Source organism: Pantoea sp. SGAir0215 (assembly GCF_043543215.1).
Genome location: NZ_CP028031.1, coordinates 1,023,584 through 1,038,121, shown reverse-complemented (window position 1 = coordinate 1,038,121; position 14,538 = coordinate 1,023,584). Strand labels below are relative to the sequence as shown.

The 14,538-nt window shown below is 52.0% G+C and carries 16 protein-coding genes and 1 tRNA gene; 8 read left to right on the top strand and 9 right to left on the bottom strand.

The window, feature by feature from the left end:
• The first annotated feature begins 51 nt into the window (after window positions 1-51).
• Window positions 52-576, top strand: a complete 525-nt coding sequence (locus C1N64_RS04910) for a lipocalin family protein (RefSeq protein WP_054634606.1) — start codon at window positions 52-54, stop codon at window positions 574-576.
• Window positions 577-625: 49 nt separating this feature from the next.
• Here the strand turns inward: C1N64_RS04910 and C1N64_RS04905 are convergent, their stop codons facing one another.
• The 3 genes from C1N64_RS04905 to efp form a co-directional block, all read right to left on the bottom strand.
• The gene (locus tag C1N64_RS04905; RefSeq protein ID WP_006121715.1) at window positions 626-760 is read right to left on the bottom strand and encodes an entericidin A/B family lipoprotein; all 135 of its coding nucleotides are present in this window, start codon (window positions 758-760) and stop codon (window positions 626-628) included.
• A gap of 106 nt (window positions 761-866) precedes the next feature.
• On the bottom strand, window positions 867-998 hold the full coding sequence (locus C1N64_RS04900; protein WP_006121714.1) for an entericidin A/B family lipoprotein: 132 nt from the start codon (window positions 996-998) through the stop codon (window positions 867-869).
• Window positions 999-1,047: 49 nt separating this feature from the next.
• On the bottom strand, window positions 1,048-1,614 hold the full coding sequence (gene efp / locus C1N64_RS04895; protein WP_006121713.1) for an elongation factor P: 567 nt from the start codon (window positions 1,612-1,614) through the stop codon (window positions 1,048-1,050).
• 40 nt (window positions 1,615-1,654) lie between these two features.
• On the opposite strand from efp, the gene epmB reads away from it, so the two are divergent.
• Window positions 1,655-2,683 carry an EF-P beta-lysylation protein EpmB gene (gene epmB, locus C1N64_RS04890; RefSeq protein ID WP_033739151.1) on the top strand — a complete coding sequence of 343 codons (1,029 nt, stop codon included), beginning with the start codon at window positions 1,655-1,657 and terminating at the stop codon, window positions 2,681-2,683.
• 155 nt (window positions 2,684-2,838) lie between these two features.
• On the opposite strand, the gene C1N64_RS04885 is transcribed toward epmB, so the two are convergent.
• The 4 genes from C1N64_RS04885 to C1N64_RS04870 form a co-directional block, all read right to left on the bottom strand.
• Window positions 2,839-3,189, bottom strand: coding sequence for a DUF4156 domain-containing protein (locus C1N64_RS04885; RefSeq protein ID WP_006121711.1), 351 nt, complete (start codon window positions 3,187-3,189; stop codon window positions 2,839-2,841).
• Window positions 3,190-3,382: 193 nt separating this feature from the next.
• Window positions 3,383-5,032 carry a chaperonin GroEL gene (gene groL / locus C1N64_RS04880; RefSeq protein ID WP_006121710.1) on the bottom strand — a complete coding sequence of 550 codons (1,650 nt, stop codon included), beginning with the start codon at window positions 5,030-5,032 and terminating at the stop codon, window positions 3,383-3,385.
• Window positions 5,033-5,080: 48 nt separating this feature from the next.
• Window positions 5,081-5,374, bottom strand: a complete 294-nt coding sequence (locus C1N64_RS04875) for a co-chaperone GroES (protein WP_006121709.1) — start codon at window positions 5,372-5,374, stop codon at window positions 5,081-5,083.
• Between the two features lie 229 nt (window positions 5,375-5,603).
• Window positions 5,604-6,065, bottom strand: a complete 462-nt coding sequence (locus tag C1N64_RS04870) for an FxsA family protein (RefSeq protein ID WP_006121708.1) — start codon at window positions 6,063-6,065, stop codon at window positions 5,604-5,606.
• A 328-nt stretch (window positions 6,066-6,393) separates the two neighbouring features.
• Between C1N64_RS04870 and aspA the strand changes: the two genes are divergently transcribed.
• The 6 genes from aspA to C1N64_RS04840 all read left to right on the top strand — a co-directional run bounded on the left by aspA (window position 6,394) and on the right by C1N64_RS04840 (window position 12,119).
• Window positions 6,394-7,830, top strand: coding sequence for an aspartate ammonia-lyase (gene aspA / locus C1N64_RS04865; protein ID WP_033739147.1), 1,437 nt, complete (start codon window positions 6,394-6,396; stop codon window positions 7,828-7,830).
• Window positions 7,831-7,944: 114 nt separating this feature from the next.
• Window positions 7,945-9,246, top strand: coding sequence for an anaerobic C4-dicarboxylate transporter (locus C1N64_RS04860; RefSeq protein WP_162286128.1), 1,302 nt, complete (start codon window positions 7,945-7,947; stop codon window positions 9,244-9,246).
• 57 nt (window positions 9,247-9,303) lie between these two features.
• A complete protein-coding gene (gene cutA, locus C1N64_RS04855; protein WP_006121705.1) occupies window positions 9,304-9,618 on the top strand; it encodes a divalent cation tolerance protein CutA in 315 nt (104 codons plus the stop codon).
• The gene (locus C1N64_RS04850; RefSeq protein ID WP_394515290.1) at window positions 9,594-11,294 is read left to right on the top strand and encodes a protein-disulfide reductase DsbD; all 1,701 of its coding nucleotides are present in this window, start codon (window positions 9,594-9,596) and stop codon (window positions 11,292-11,294) included. The genes cutA and C1N64_RS04850 overlap by 25 nt, the downstream gene beginning before the upstream one ends.
• A gap of 64 nt (window positions 11,295-11,358) precedes the next feature.
• Complete coding sequence (locus C1N64_RS04845) at window positions 11,359-11,937, top strand: division control transcriptional repressor DicD (RefSeq protein ID WP_394515289.1); 579 nt, start codon at window positions 11,359-11,361, stop codon at window positions 11,935-11,937.
• A 106-nt stretch (window positions 11,938-12,043) separates the two neighbouring features.
• Window positions 12,044-12,119, top strand: a tRNA-Phe gene (locus C1N64_RS04840).
• A 173-nt stretch (window positions 12,120-12,292) separates the two neighbouring features.
• Here the strand turns inward: C1N64_RS04840 and C1N64_RS04835 are convergent.
• Window positions 12,293-13,285: an OmpA family protein gene (locus C1N64_RS04835; protein ID WP_367143453.1), complete on the bottom strand. Its 993-nt coding sequence runs from the start codon at window positions 13,283-13,285 to the stop codon at window positions 12,293-12,295.
• A gap of 525 nt (window positions 13,286-13,810) precedes the next feature.
• On the bottom strand, window positions 13,811-14,230 hold the full coding sequence (locus C1N64_RS04830; protein WP_367143454.1) for a putative periplasmic lipoprotein: 420 nt from the start codon (window positions 14,228-14,230) through the stop codon (window positions 13,811-13,813).
• Window positions 14,231-14,538: the final 308 nt, after the last annotated feature.

Genomic DNA, 14,538 nt, shown 5'->3' with positions numbered 1-14,538 from the left:
AAACTGGCCGGGTTCTATAATTAACAGGTTAAATAACAAAGGAATCTTTTTATGTCTCCATGGAAAACACTGGTCGCCAGCCTGAGTACCTTCTTGTCCGTTGCCTGCTCAACCACACCGCCGAAGAATGTTACCGTCGTTGAACACTTCGACAGTGAGCGTTATCTCGGTCAATGGTATGAGATCGCCCGGCTGAATCACGGCTTTGAACGCGGTCTTGAACAGGTGACGGCAAACTACAGTCCTCGGGAAGACGGCGGCCTCAAGGTGGTTAACCGCGGCTATAACCCGAAAAAGCAGCGCTGGCAGGAGAGCGTGGGCAAAGCTTACTTTACCGGCGACAAACAACGCGCCGCGCTCAAAGTTTCTTTCTTTGGCCCCTTTTATGGTGGCTATAACGTTATCGCGCTGGATCCCGACTACCGCTATGCGCTGGTCTGCGGACCTAACCGCCACTATTTATGGATTCTGTCCCGCACGCCGCAGCTGGACAACGACGTGAAGCAAAAGCTGGTACAGCAGGCACGTCAGGCCGGTTTCCCGGTGGACGAGTTGATTTGGGTAAAACAGGGATAGAAGAGAAAATAAAGCCGGTACGAAAGACGTTCGTACCGGTTTTTGGAGCTTACTGCGCGCTACGTTGAATCGCCTGACCGCCTGCTTCAACGTCTTCGCCAACGCCACGCGTGGTATTACAGCCTGACAACAATGCTGATAACATCACCACAGAAAAAATCGCAACAATACTTTTCTTTAACATAAGCCAGTTCCTTTTTTACGTTGCATTAAAAGTACAGCTTTTAAAGCATAGACCGATTACGCCACGCTGCGAGCCTAACCCGCTGAAAAAAGGAAATTCTGCCGTGTTACTTCGCGGCGCGAGAAATAGCCCCACCCAGGTGAGAAACATCCTCGCCAAAACCGTGAAAGGTATTACAGGCGCTCAGTCCAGAAGAGACCAGCAACGCCAGCGCGATAAGTTTTGCCAGTTTTTTCATTGTTGAAACTCACATAAAAAAGGCGCATCAAAGGATGCGCCTCTCAGGATTATTTTACGCGTGAAACGTATTCGCCAGAGCGGGTGTCCACTTTCACCACCTCGCCAATCTGAACGAATAAAGGTACTTTAATGACGGCGCCGGTAGACAGCGTGGCAGGCTTGCCGCCTGTACCCGCGGTATCGCCTTTCAGGCCTGGGTCAGTTTCAATCACTTCCGCTTCGATAAAGTTCGGTGGCTGAACTGCAATCGGTTTATCGTTCCACAAGGTTACGATACACTCCGCATTGTCCTGCAACCACTTCTGTACTTCATCCAGCACTTTAGCTTCAACCTGGTACTGCTCAAAGCTTTCCGGGTGCATGAAGTAGTAGAAATCGCCGTCGTTGTAAGAGTACTGCAGCGTCATATCCTTCACGTCTGCGCCTTCGGCAGAATCGGTTGATTTGAAGGTTTTCTCAACGCGTGAACCGGTCAGCAGACGACGCATTTTTACACGTGCAAACGCCTGACCTTTACCCGGCTTAACAAACTCGCTTGATTCGATGGCATAAGGCTCGCCTTCGAACATGATTTTAAGACCGGTACGGAAATCGTTGCTAAGATAAGTCGCCATAAAGGCCCTCTGTAGATATTAACTGGTAATAGCCAAAAAAATGGCACACATTGTAACCCTAAATTCCCCTTCCAGAGAAGATTGGTTGCAGCAACTTGCTGATGTTGTCACTGATCCTCATGAATTACTGCAACTTTTAGCGCTCGATCATCTTCCGGATCTGGCTGCTGGCAGCGATGCACGTCGGCTTTTTGCCCTGCGCGTGCCGCGCGCATTTATCCAGCGGATGAAAAAAGGCGATGCGCAGGATCCCCTTTTGCTTCAGGTATTGACCAGCCGCCAGGAATTCATTGAAGCGCCAGGTTATAGCACCGATCCGTTAGATGAGCAAAACAGCGTGGTGCCGGGATTACTGCACAAATACCAAAACCGGGCCCTGCTGCTGGTCAAAGGTGGCTGCGCCGTGAATTGCCGTTACTGCTTCCGCCGTCATTTTCCTTATCAGGATAATCAGGGCAATAAGCGTAACTGGCAGGCAGCGCTTGATTATATTGCCGATCACCCTGAACTGGATGAGATCATCTTTTCTGGCGGCGATCCGTTAATGGCGAAAGATCATGAACTCGCCTGGCTGATTGAGGCGCTGGCTGCCATTCCCCATCTGAAACGGTTACGCATTCACAGCCGACTGCCGGTGGTGATCCCTGCGCGCATTACGCAGGCGCTCTGTCAGACGCTGGCGGAAACGCGCCTGCAGGTTCTGATGGTCACCCACATCAATCATGCCAACGAGATCGATGACGCCCTCTGCGACGCCATGACGCGCCTTAAGCGCGCTGGCGTAACGCTACTCAATCAGAGCGTGTTGCTGCGCGGCGTGAACGATCGGGCGCAATGCCTTGCGGCATTGAGCAACGCACTGTTTGATGCGGGCATTCTGCCCTACTACCTGCACGTACTGGATAAAGTGCAGGGCGCGGCGCATTTTTATGTTTCGGATCAGGACGCGCGTGCCCTGATGCGCGATCTGCTGCCTTTGGTCTCCGGTTATCTGGTACCGAAGCTGGCGCGCGAAATCGGGGGGGAGCCCAGTAAAACCCCCCTGGATCTGCAACTTCGGCAGGAATAATCCGGCCCTGACAAGCCCTGTTTCGGCACTGAAGCAAAGCCTCGCGGAACGGTTGCACTTCAAACAAATACAGCCTCTTTCATTTCATCAGCGCATAAAAAAACGACCGGCACGCGGGCCGGTCGTCTCAGAAATCTTGCCAGTTCATTGCCCGATCAGTTAGGGCACTTATAAACCTGGCCGGTCATTTTACTGTCGAGTGGTGCAAACGCTGAAAGCAGGTTTTGTGTCGGGCTGGTCGCACCGTAAATCACGTTACCGCCCATTTCTGCTGCACGGTTACGCAGATCGTTAGCCGCACCACGCAGTGCGCTGGTTTCACCACCGGCTCCGCTTAACCAGTTACTTTGTGAGCCGGTCAGGGTGCCCAGAAGCTGACACTGTTTGCCAGGCTGCTGATCGGTAAAGGTGACGCGCTGACCTGCAGAAGAGAGTTCGGTTGAGCTGCTGCAGCCCGCAAGCAATAACGCGCCAGCCGTCAGACCGAGCAAGAGGTTAATCCGCATTATAATCCCCATTTATTATCATCAGAGTCGGATGGCAGCGTAGCAGAAAAACACGCATTTTTTCTGCACATTCATTGCCCTAATCCGTGCCAACGTAACCGTTGCGCCACTACTTATACCTTTTCCTCAGCAAAAGAAAAACCCCCGACCGTTTCCGATCGGGGGTTCCTGTGACGCAAGGGTCAGGGGGCAATTACATCATGCCGCCCATTCCGCCCATGCCACCCATACCGCCAGCGCCTGCACCTAAATCTGGCGCATCGCTTTTCGGCAGGTCAGTGACCATACATTCGGTGGTGATCATCAGGCCAGCAACCGACGCCGCGTACTGCAGTGCAGAACGGGTCACTTTGGTTGGGTCCAGAATACCGAAGTCGATCATGTTGCCGTATTCTTCAGTCTGCGCGTTGTAACCGTAGTTACCGTCGCCCGCTTTCACGTTGTTGGCAACAACAGAAGGCTCTTCACCGGCGTTAGAAACGATTTGACGCAGCGGAGCTTCCATTGCGCGCAGCGCAACTTTGATACCCACGTTCTGGTCTTCGTTCTGGCCACGCAGTTCTGACAGCTGTGCTGCCACACGAACCAGTGCCACACCACCACCTGCAACCACGCCTTCCTCAACCGCAGCACGGGTTGCGTGCAGGGCATCTTCAACGCGCGCTTTCTTCTCTTTCATTTCAACTTCAGTCGCTGCGCCTACTTTCAGTACGGCTACGCCGCCTGCCAGTTTAGCCACACGCTCCTGCAGTTTTTCTTTGTCGTAGTCAGAGGTCGCTTCTTCGATCTGCTGACGAATCTGGGTAACGCGGCCCTGGATGGTGCTTTCTTCACCCACGCCATCGATGATAGTGGTGGTGTCTTTATTGATAACCACACGCTTCGCCTGACCCAGATCTTCCAGCGCAGCTTTTTCCAGCTCCATACCGATCTCTTCAGAGATAACGGTACCGCCAGTCAGGATAGCGATATCCTGCAGCATCGCTTTACGACGATCGCCGAAGCCAGGTGCTTTAACCGCAGCCACTTTCACGATACCACGCATGGTGTTCACCACCAGGGTAGCCAGCGCTTCGCCTTCTACGTCTTCCGCGATGATCAGCAGCGGTTTGCCTGCTTTCGCAACGGCTTCCAGCACTGGCAGCATTTCGCGAATGTTAGAAATTTTCTTGTCAGCCAGCAGGATGAACGGGGATTCCAGTTCTACTGCGCCTGTTTCTGGCTTGTTGATGAAGTACGGAGACAGGTAACCGCGGTCGAACTGCATACCTTCAACCACGTCCAGCTCGTCTTGCAGACCGGTGCCTTCTTCAACGGTGATAACGCCTTCTTTACCCACTTTTTCCATCGCCTGCGCGATCAGGGTACCGACGGTTTCATCAGAGTTTGCAGAGATGGTACCCACCTGCGCAATCGCTTTAGAGTCTGAGCAAGGCACAGACAGTTTTTTCAGTTCTTCAACTGCAGCAACAACCGCCTGGTCGATACCGCGCTTCAGATCCATCGGGTTCATGCCCGCCGCAACGGCCTTCAGGCCTTCGGTGATGATGGACTGCGCCAGTACGGTTGCCGTGGTGGTACCGTCGCCCGCCGCATCGTTGGCTTTAGAGGCAACTTCTTTCACCATCTGCGCACCCATGTTTTCGAACTTGTCTTCCAGCTCGATTTCACGCGCAACAGAAACGCCATCTTTCGTGATGGTCGGTGCACCAAAAGATTTATCCAGAACTACGTTACGGCCTTTAGGACCCAGGGTAACTTTTACTGCATCTGCCAGTACGTTTACGCCACGCAACATTTTTACGCGTGCGTCATTACCGAATTTTACGTCTTTAGCTGCCATTTCAAATTTCCCTTAAATTCGTTTCGTTCAGTGAATTACGCGTAAAACTTACGCTTCAACAATCGCCAGAATGTCGCTTTCAGAGATGATCAGGACTTCTTCATTGTCGATTTTCTCCGTTTTGGCACCGTAGCCTTCGCTGAAAATCACAACGTCACCCACTTTCACATCCAGCGGCTTCACTTCGCCACTTTCAAGAATACGGCCTTTACCCACAGCCAGCACTTCACCGCGCGTGGATTTGCCTGCAGCAGAACCGGTCAGCACGATGCCACCCGCTGACTTAGCTTCCACTTCTTTACGCTTCACGATTACGCGATCGTGTAATGGACGAATTTTCATTTGATAGCTCTCCTTTGAGAAGTCCAATCATTCATTTTTGGGTTGAATACCGGGCTGTGTGGCTTCCGGCCTCGTGACCAGAGAGATAGGGCCGCGCTTTCCCTCTTTCAAGGGGGGAACCTACAAATTTTTTTTGCCTGATGATGCGACTGATGACTTTTTGAACAAAGGTGGCAAACGGGCGGGCGAACAAACAAAAAGCGCGACCCGACGTCGCGCAGGGTGGGAATTAACGATCCTTAGGATCGTCATGGTGTTCAAGACGATCGGTATCTTTACGTTCGTACTCGCCATCCATGGTATAGCCACTGTCCGGGCCCGCTCCCGGCCCGCGCCAGACGCGCAAATGCGGCATCAGCTTCAGCGTGAGGTGCTTTTGCACCGGTGGCAGCAGCAGAAGCAGCCCCAGCATATCGGTAAAGAAACCAGGCAGCAGCAGCAGGAAACCGGCAATGATCAGCGAAACGCTTTTGATCATCTCCTGTGCCGGGCTTTCATTACGTGCCAGCTTCTCCTGCATCAGCATAAAGTTTTTCATGCCCTGATTTTTGACTAAAGACACGCCAATGCAGGAGGTGAAAACCACCAGCAGCATGGTGAGCAGCACGCCCAGGACGTGTGCAACCTGAATGAAAAGTGAGATCTCAATCCAGGCCAGTACGAAAAAGATCACTAACGGTAACCAGCGCACCGGATTCTCCTGTGAGTCAGGCTGCCCGGTCGTTAACCCGACAGCGTGGAATATGAATGTGAAAAAGGTAAAAAACAGAGATGGTTATTCTGATCGTCAATTTCAACCGCACCCGGCAAATTTTTGCTTACGGGTTATTTTTGTGAGCGATTTCACATATTGTTAACGTAACGCGGCCAGACAGGTGATCTCTGTTCGCGCTTTGCGTCTCTGTCAGAATAGGATCGTGCTCACCTGCCTGAATACGGATAAAATAGCGGTTCTGGCGCTTCCCCACAAAACAAACACATCATCTGCGATGGTTAGCAGTGACAACAAGAAGGTTATCATGGCGAACAACATTCGTATCGAAGAAGACCTGTTAGGCATGCGTGAAGTTCCGGCGGATGCTTACTATGGCGTTCATACTTTGCGTGCGATTGAAAACTTTTACATCAGCAACAGCAAAATCAGTGACATTCCTGAGTTTGTTCGCGGCATGGTGATGGTGAAAAAAGCCGCGGCGATGGCAAACAAAGAGCTACAAACCTTACCGCGTGATATCGCCAACACCATTATTCAGGCCTGCGATGAAGTGCTGAACAACGGTCGCTGCATGGATCAGTTTCCGGTTGATGTTTATCAGGGCGGCGCAGGCACCTCGGTGAATATGAATACCAATGAGGTACTGGCGAATATTGGTCTGGAACTGATGGGGCATCAAAAAGGCGAATATCAGTATCTGAACCCGAACGACCACGTGAATAAATGCCAGTCCACTAACGATGCCTATCCGACGGGTTTTCGTATTGCCGTTTACAGCTCACTGCTGAAACTGCTCGACGGTATCAGTCAGTTAGCGGACGGGTTTCAGCGTAAAGCCGATGAATTCCAGACCATTTTAAAAATGGGCCGTACCCAGCTACAGGATGCGGTGCCGATGACGCTGGGCCAGGAGTTCCATGCCTACAGCGTTCTGCTGAATGAAGAGACGAAAAGCATTTTGCGCACTGGCGAACTGCTGCTGGAAGTGAACCTAGGCGCAACCGCTATCGGTACGCGCCTGAACACGCCGGACGGTTACCAGCAGTTGGCGGTGCAGAAACTGGCGGAAGTCAGCAACCTCGCGGTCGTGCCCGCCGAAGACCTGATCGAAGCCACTTCAGACTGCGGCGCCTATGTCATGGTGCATTCATCACTCAAACGCCTGGCTGTCAAACTGTCGAAGATCTGTAATGACCTGCGCCTGCTTTCTTCCGGTCCACGCGCGGGCCTGAACGAGATTAACCTGCCGGAGCTGCAAGCCGGTTCCTCCATCATGCCTGCCAAAGTGAATCCGGTGGTGCCTGAAGTCGTTAATCAGGTGTGCTTCAAGGTGATTGGTAACGATACGACGGTCACGATGGCGTCGGAAGCCGGCCAGCTTCAGCTCAACGTCATGGAGCCGGTCATCGGTCAGGCGCTGTTTGAATCGATCAGCATTCTGACCAACGCCTGCTATAACCTGCTGGAAAAATGCGTCAACGGTATCACGGCGAACAAAGCGGTCTGCGAAGCCTACGTGTTTAACTCCATTGGGATTGTGACCTATCTGAACCCCTATATCGGCCACCATAATGGTGACATCGTGGGTAAAATTTGCGCCGAAACCGGCAAAAGCGTGCGCGAGGTGGTGCTGGAGCGCGGCCTGCTGACCGAAAGCGAGCTGGATGATATTTTCTCTGTGCAAAACCTGATGTATCCGGTTTACAAGGCGAAACGCTATACCGATGAAAACGAACAGTAAGGCGTAATTGCGCTTACTGGTGTAAAAGGCACATCGTAATCAAAACGATGTGCCTTTTTGTTTGTTAAAAGGATGGGTTTGCTTTTCGGCTCATCATCATTTCGGGAGTGGCACATGTTCCTGGTTGAACTGTTTATCGTGGTACTGGCGATCTGGCTGGGCGCGCGTCTTGGCGGGATCGGGATTGGCTTTGCGGGCGGCATGGGCGTGCTCATCCTGACGCTTGGCTTTGGTATGAAGCCAGGCGCCATTCCGTTTGATGTGATTGAAATCATCATGGCGGTCATCGCGGCGATTGCGGCCATGCAGGTTGCTGGCGGCATGGACTACCTGGTCAGCCTTGCCGAACGCCTGCTGCGTCGTCATCCCCGTTATGTCACCTTTCTTGCCCCGCTGGTCACCTATGTGATGACGCTGCTGGCGGGCACCGGTCATACCGCCTTCTCTACCCTGCCGGTCATCGCCGAGGTGGCGAAAGAGCAAGGCGTGCGTCCTTCTCGTCCGCTGTCGATGGCGGTTGTCGCATCTCAGGTTGCCATTACCGCCTCGCCAATCTCGGCGGCGGTCGTCTTCTTTGCCACGCTGCTCGAACCGCGCGGCGTAAGCTATATCATGCTGCTGGCCATCGCCATTCCGGCTACCATGGTTGGGCTGTTTCTTGCCGCGCTGGTCACTAACTTCCTGGGAAAAGAGCTGAAAGATGACGCCGTTTATCAGGCTCGCCTGGCGAAAGGCGACGTGGCCCTGCGTGGGGAAACCGTCTATCACGCCAGACCTGGCGCCAGAAAGTCTGTCCTGCTGTTCCTGTTCGGGATTGCTGCCGTGGTGATCTATGCGACCATTACCAGCGAAAGCGTAAACCTGATCGTCAATCCGCCCCTGCCGCGCAACGAAGCGATTGTGGTGTTTATGCTCACTATTGCCACGTTGATTAGTCTGACCTGTAATATTGACAGCGGCGCGATTCTGAGCGCCAGTACGTTTAAATCCGGTATGAGTGCCTGCGTCTGCGTCATGGGCGTAGCCTGGCTCGGCGATACCTTCGTCAAAGCCCATCTGGCGGATATCCAGATGCTGGCGGGGGATACCTTAAAAACCTATCCGTGGATGCTGGCGCTGGTATTGTTCTTTTCTTCGATGCTGCTCTATTCTCAGGCAGCAACCGCGAAAGCCCTGCTGCCTGCGGCGTTAGCCCTTGGCGTCACCCCTTTGACAGCTATCGCTTCTTTTGCCGCCGTGTCAGCGCTGTTTGTGTTACCGACCTATCCCACACTGTTAGCCGCCGTTGAGATGGATGACACTGGCTCGACCCGAATCGGTAAGTTCGTGTTCAACCATGCCTTTATCATTCCCGGCGTGCTGGCCATCACCCTGTCTGTCGTGTTCGGGTTTATTTTTGGTGGGCTTCTGCTGTAGTCCCGGCCGCACAGTGAACGTGCTATCATCGACGCGATTTTCAACAGGAGCCTCATGATGAATGCCGTTGTCATCCTCTGCACCGCCCCTGACCAGGCGTGCGCGCAGCAGCTTGCCACCCAGGCGCTGAAGGCCAGACTGGCCGCCTGTGTCACCCTTTTACCGGGTGCCACCTCGTACTACGTCTGGCAGGGCCAGTTGGAGCAGGCCAGCGAAGTTCAGATGTTACTCAAATGCGATACAGCTCATCAGCAGGCATTGCTCGATCTGCTTAAGCGCTCACATCCTTATGACGTACCAGAACTGCTGGTGCTTCCGGTTCAACATGGAGACAGTGAATACTTGTCATGGCTGCACGCATCGCTCGCTTAATTACCCTGATACTGGCCCTGTTTATCTGCCTGCAGGCGCAGGCTGACCTGTTTGCCCCCAAAACCACCAGCCGCTTTTTGCCCGTCGACCAGGCTTTTGCTTTTGATTTCGACCAACAGGGCGCACAGCTCAATCTGCACTGGAAGGTTAAAGACGGCTACTATCTCTACCGCCAGCAAATCAGGGTCGTCGCCAACAATGCGCGTATCGCGCCTGTGGCCTTGCCAGCGGGTCAGCCACACGAAGATGAATTTTTTGGTAAGAGCGAGATTTATCCGCAGAACCTGAACGTGCCCGTCACGCTGCAACAGGCCGCCAGGGGCAGTACGCTGAGCGTGACGTATCAGGGCTGTGCTGCCGCTGGCTTCTGTTATCCACCTGAAACGCGCAGCATTCCACTCACGCCCGTTGTCGCCAGCGCGGATGCAGACTCAGGGGAGCGCCCGCCCGCCACCGCCAGCCCGCTCCCCTTTTCGCCATTGTGGGCGCTGCTGATTGGTGTCGGTGTGGCATTTACGCCCTGCGTCTTACCGATGTATCCCCTGATTTCGGGCATTATCCTTGGCGGTAAGCGTGACAACTCGCTGGGTCGCCTGTTCGCGCTGGCCCTGGTTTATGTGCAAGGAATGGCGCTTACCTATACCTTGCTCGGCGTGACAGTCGCCGCGGCTGGCCTGCGTTTTCAGGCGGCCTTACAGCATCCCTATGTCCTGATCGGTTTATCCGTGCTGTTTGTAGTGCTGGCCATGTCGATGTTTGGCCTGTTTTCGCTACAGTTACCCGCCAGCGTACAAACCCGTCTGACGCTGTGGAGCAACCGTCAGCAGGGCGGCTCACTGCCCGGCGTTTTCCTGATGGGCGCGCTGGCAGGTTTAATTTGTTCCCCCTGCACCACCGCGCCGCTCAGTGCCATCCTGCTCTATATCGCACAGAGCGGTAACCTGCTGGCGGGTGCCGGTACATTGTGGTTGTATGCCATCGGTATGGGCTTACCGCTGATTGCCGTGACGCTGTTCGGTAGCCGCTTCCTGCCTAAAAGCGGCCCCTGGATGCAGACCGTCAAGGAAGGGTTTGGGTTCGTTATTCTCGCGCTGCCGGTTTTCCTGCTGGAACGGGTGCTGGGTGAGCTGTGGGGCGTGCGCTTATGGAGCCTGCTGGGCGTCGCCTTTTTTGCGTGGGCCTTCAGTGCCAGCCTGCGCGCCAGCGGCGGCAAATGGCGCATCGTGCAAATGCTCATGCTGATCGCCGCCCTGATCAGCGCTCGCCCTTTGCAGGACTGGGCGTTTGGCAATGACGCGCCACAGCAAACTGTCGCGCACCTTCCCTTTCAGTCTGTTCAAACGGTTAGCCAGTTAGATCAGGCACTGCAACACACACAGGGCCGCATGACGATGGTGGATTTGTACGCGGACTGGTGCGTGGCCTGTAAAGAGTTTGAGAAGTACACCTTTAGCGACAGTGCGGTACGTGCCAGTCTTAAGGATGTCCAGCTGTTACAGGCTAACGTGACGGCGAACACGGCTACCGACAATGCGCTGTTGCAGCATCTTCACGTGCTGGGGCTGCCCACGATTTTATTCTTTAATGCTCAGGGAAAAGAAATTCCCGGTTCACGTATCACCGGTTTCCTGAAGCCAAAGGATTTTGACGAACATTTGCAGAAACTGCGTGAGTAAACAACACTGGAACCTGGACACAGCCCGTTGACCTGAACGGGCCTGCATCGCAGAGGAGAACGGTTTGCAACGTGAACAGATACTTGACCATGCATTAAACGTGCTTGAACAAAATGGCTTAGCGTCCACCTCGTCGCTGAAAATCCTGGCCGAAGAGATGCGACTCAGCGAGCAGCAACTTGAGCAGTTCTGGGCTGACCGCGACGCACTGCTCTACGACGCATTGCAGTTTCATGCCCAGCAAATCGACAGCTGGCGACAAGAGGTATTACAAAACAGCGCACTGCGACCCGAACAGAAGTTAATGGCGCGCTACGAAGGGTTAAATGAGCATGTCACCAAGGGACGTTTTCCCGGCTGCCTGTTTATCGCCGCCTGCAGCTTCTATCCGCATCCCGATCACCCCATTCATCAACTGGCAGAAAAACAGAAGCGCGCCTCCTGGGAATTTACCCACACTATTTTAAATGCGCTGGGTCTGGATAACCCGAGTATGGTGGCCGATCAAATGGAACTGGTGCTGGAAGGCTGCTTAAGCAAGCTGCTGATCAAGCGCAATGTGCAGGATGTGGATGTCGCTAAACGTCTGGCGGAAGATATATTAAGCATTGCCCTGTGCCGTAAAAATGGTGCACTGGCGTGAGTTTCAACGCCTTTGACTGAAATTCAGGCAATCAGTCACGTTTTACAGGGTTTTTTCATGAAAGCCGTTGACGGCCTGCGGCCTTTACGGTTTAATGCGCCCCGTTGCCCGAATAGCTCAGTCGGTAGAGCAGGGGATTGAAAATCCCCGTGTCCCTGGTTCGATTCCGGGTTCGGGCACCAAAATTTGAAACCCTCGCTTCGGCGGGGGTTTTTGCGTTTAAGGGTTTCAGTAAGCATCCAACCAGATGCACATCACACGGCAGCGATGAGGCAACGAGGTGATGTTGCGACCAGTTGCACGTTGTCACTTATACTGCCGTAGGGGCGTTTCAAATACAGTAAAAGGTTTGGATTTAAGGTTGTTTAACCAGTTCAACTCGTCGATTCTGAGCCCTGCCCTGCTCATTCGCATTATCGGCCACCGGATCGGCTGCTCCAAAACCCGCGAACGATAACCTGCCCGCGTCAATGCCCTTCTCGGTCAAGGCCTTAACCACAGCGTTGGCACGCCCTTCAGACAGGGTTTGATTATGGGCTGGGTTACCGGTGTTATCCGTGTATCCCCTCACCTTTAGTTTCAAAGCCGGGTCGGTATGGAGTAGCGCAACTACCTGCTCAATCTGAGGCTGAGAATCAGGCAAAATTGTCGTTTTATCAGTAGCGAAATTAACATGTAACGCCACTTTCCCCACCTTCTTAATCTGTTCTGCCATCTCGTTCGCAGGCAATACGCGCGCGGTAATATCAAGAGGTTTCGTTTCGGCAATCAATAAACCGCCCCCAAACTCGTAGGTGCAAAGGTGAATCCAGATATTTCTGTCTGCCCGGTGAATAACGAACACCGTCACATCATTATTCCAGATATCCCCCAGGCCACTGTTGTACTTGGTCGTGAAATCACGTGGCCATGCTTCAATCTTTTTTAATGCTTCGGGTGGGATTCTTCCGTTAAAAACACTCTCCCCCCCTAACGACGTCACCACAGATTCAATATTACGACTCAACTCCAGCTGTGAAAATGTTTTGTTCTGAACGGCACTAATATGGGCCGACCAAACCTTGCCTTCCACAGGTTCAAGATGATCGCCAGTCCAGAACGGGATTTGATCGAATTCGGTGATATCAGGTTGGGTAGACGTTTCATAACCCGCAGGAAGGGCTATATAGGGAAATGCCCCTGGTGGCGCGGAAGAGACAGGCATCGCTGAAGGGTCAAACGTCTTGCTGGCTGTCTGTTTAATGCTTGAGGAATTTACGCTATCCTCCGCCATGGCTCGCGAAATACTTACATTAGTCGCGAATGCCAGAAGCATTAAAATGAAGGAAATGATCGCTGTTTTCCACACAGAAATACCCCTTTATCAAAATTAATATGTCTTACGCAGAATCTATAGCATTATTCTGAATGATGGGATGTCTTGACAGCACTTTACCTCTCATCTTGAGAAAGTTTTTAACACGACACATGATTAAGACTTATCAATACGATAAAAAATGACTCATCACAATAAATTGATACCGTGTTATCGCATGCATAGCCTGTTACTCAGTGAGTGTTACCCATAAACGTTACCGTCATCTCTGGCAAAACTTACCCACCATCAAATTGAAAAAACGTGACGACTGTAGTTGTGATAAAAGAATGAAAGGGCACATCCATTCAGAGTTCAAACCAGTTCAGAGCATTCTTTATAAATTATTGTGGATGACACGCCGAACTGTGTTCTTTCTAAAAAGTCTGACCTGACAACGTCAACCCCTTGAAATAAATAACGATAGTTCAAAGTTAGAAATTAAAAATGCGCCATACCTTTCACTATAAAATAATCAGGAGTGACTGTTTGCTTCCCCACTCCTGATTGTAGAGAAAATCACATAAACCAACTACTTACTGTTTTATTTTTATTAAACCTGATGAACAAATGTGATGCACGGTAATTCGTATCACCGCTCATTTTTCCAGATGCTTTTGCCATTGAATCTGACGCACTACTGGCGCTTGATGCCATTCCTAATGCGCTCGAAATAGCACTTGCACCCGGCACATAACCCATAACGCTGGATGCCGTATCCAAATTACCACTCTTATCATAAATCCATTCGTAATCACCGTTGGAACTTACGTTCTGGTCGTCTGGCGTTCCGTATAACGCCTGAACCTCGGCCTGCGTGGTTTTATCAGGAATAATATGTGAGGTCACGTAGCTCCTACTAAATTTATCTTCGCCTCCCACAGAACTACATCCGGCAAGCAACAACATCATTGTTACAGCAATCAAAATAGTTTTCATCCTGCATCTCCATGACGTTCATTTAAACCCAGAGATAGTTATTAACATGGAGTCAAAATTAAGTAAACAATATTAGTTTACATAAATCTTACATTAACTTAACACTCAAACCACTCATGTCGGACAGTAAAAAGCAAAAAATCAACAATAAGAACTATAAAAAAAATCCAATCCAGACTTTAAATCCGGAAAAAACAGAAAAACCGAAACTTTATTTTACATAAGAAATGAGGAACTCATGGTGACATGTTTTGACGCTGAAAATCCTGCGCATCGCTACAGAGTCGTCGAGGACGCTGACGATCGTT